The 1,403-nt window shown below is 72.1% G+C and carries 2 protein-coding genes; one reads left to right on the top strand and one right to left on the bottom strand.

Going from position 1 to position 1,403, the window contains the following annotated elements; genetic code table 11:
• The first annotated feature begins 227 nt into the window (after positions 1 to 227).
• On the top strand, positions 228 to 635 hold the full coding sequence (locus tag ACPC54_RS42000; RefSeq protein WP_498973026.1) for a rodlin: 408 nt from the start codon (positions 228 to 230) through the stop codon (positions 633 to 635).
• A 105-nt stretch (positions 636 to 740) separates the two neighbouring features.
• On the opposite strand, the gene ACPC54_RS41995 is transcribed toward ACPC54_RS42000, so the two are convergent.
• A partial coding sequence (locus ACPC54_RS41995) for an ABC transporter permease (protein ID WP_498973024.1) occupies positions 741 to 1,403 on the bottom strand: 663 nt, incomplete at its 5' end.

The raw sequence follows: 1,403 nt of genomic DNA, 5'->3' as shown, positions 1-1,403 counted from the left end.
ACGGACTCTCCCCCGCGACGGCGGGTCACCGGTTCCCCCGGTGGCCCGCCGTTTCGTCGTCCCGGCGCCGGTTCGAGCCGGTTCGGGTCGGTTCGATGGGGGGACGTTCATCCATTCATCCGACCACGCTGCTCCGAACGGGGCAAACGCCGCAACCACGGCCGCACCGAGCCAGTTGACGCTCACGCAGCTCCTCCCCGGAGTCCGCCTTTCGAAAGGGAACGAACATGAAGAAGCTGTGGGCAACCGCGGCCGTTGCCGCCTCCGTCGCCGGTCTCGCCGGTGCTGCGGCTCCCCAGGCCCTCGCCATCGGCAATGACCACGGCACCACGTCGCTCAGCGGCAACGGCGCCACGTCGGCCTTCGGCAACTCGGCCACCGCCGGCAACATGAGCCCGCAGCTCTCGCTGGTCGAAGGCTCGCTCAACAAGCCCTGCATCGGCCTGCCGGCGAAGATCGACGCCCAGTCGCTGGTCGCCCTGGTCAACGTCGGTGTCCAGGACATCCCGATCCTGTCCTCGCCGCAGACCCAGCAGTGCACGGAGAACTCCACGCAGGCCAAGGGCGACGAGGCCCTGTCGCACATCCTGGACGACATCTCCGCCCTGTCGGGCAACGGCGCCGTCGGCAGCTGACGGACGAAGCCCCGCGACGGCGGGTCACCGGTTCCCCCGGTGGCCCGCCGTTCCGCTGTGTCCGGCACCTCGGCGGGCCCGGGCGCCGCAGGGCCGGAGAACGGGCTAGGAGACGATGTCCTTGCGGGCGAAGCCCCGGAAGGCCAGGGCGAACAGCACGAGGGCGCAGGTGACCGAGAGAGCGGCGCCCTGGATCATCCCGGACCACTCGGCGTGCGGCTGCACGGCGTCGGCCCAGGCGAACTGCCAGTGCGCGGGCAGGAAGTCGCGCCAGTGGCCCAGCGCGGTGACGGCGTCCAGGACATTGCCGACGATGGTCAGCCCGACCGCGCCGCCGACCGCGCCGAGCGGGGCGTCCGTCCTGGTCGACAGCCAGAACGCGAGCCCCGCGGTGACCAGTTGGGACACGAAGATGTACGCCACCGCCACCACGAGCCGCTGTACGGCCGTGCCGGGGTCCAGCTCGCCGCCGGTGGGTATCCGGAGCGGCCCCCAGCCGTAGGCGGCGGTGCCGACGGCGAGGGCGACGAGCGGCAGCAGCACCATCGCGGCGAGGCTCAGCCCGAGCGCCACGGCCAGCTTGGACCACAGCAGCCGGGCCCTGGGCACGGGCGCGGCCAGCAGATACCGCAGCGAGGACCAGTTGGCCTCCGCGGCCACGGTGTCCCCGCAGAACAGGGCGACCGGCACGACCAGCAGGAAGCCGGCCGAGACGAACAGGTTCACCGCGGCGAAGTTGGCCCCGGACGCGGTGGCCGTGTCCATCAG

It is taken from the genome of Kitasatospora sp. NPDC094028 (assembly GCF_049543595.1).
Classification (GTDB): Bacteria; Actinomycetota; Actinomycetes; order Streptomycetales; family Streptomycetaceae; genus Kitasatospora.
Note: the sequence above shows the minus strand (reverse complement) of the source record. Positions and strands in the feature narration are given on the sequence as shown.

Coding starts and splice junctions, on each gene's coding strand:
- ACPC54_RS42000 (WP_498973026.1), top strand. CDS start 228: ATGAAGAAGCTGTGGGCAACCGCGGCCGTTGCCGCCTCCGTCGCCGGT.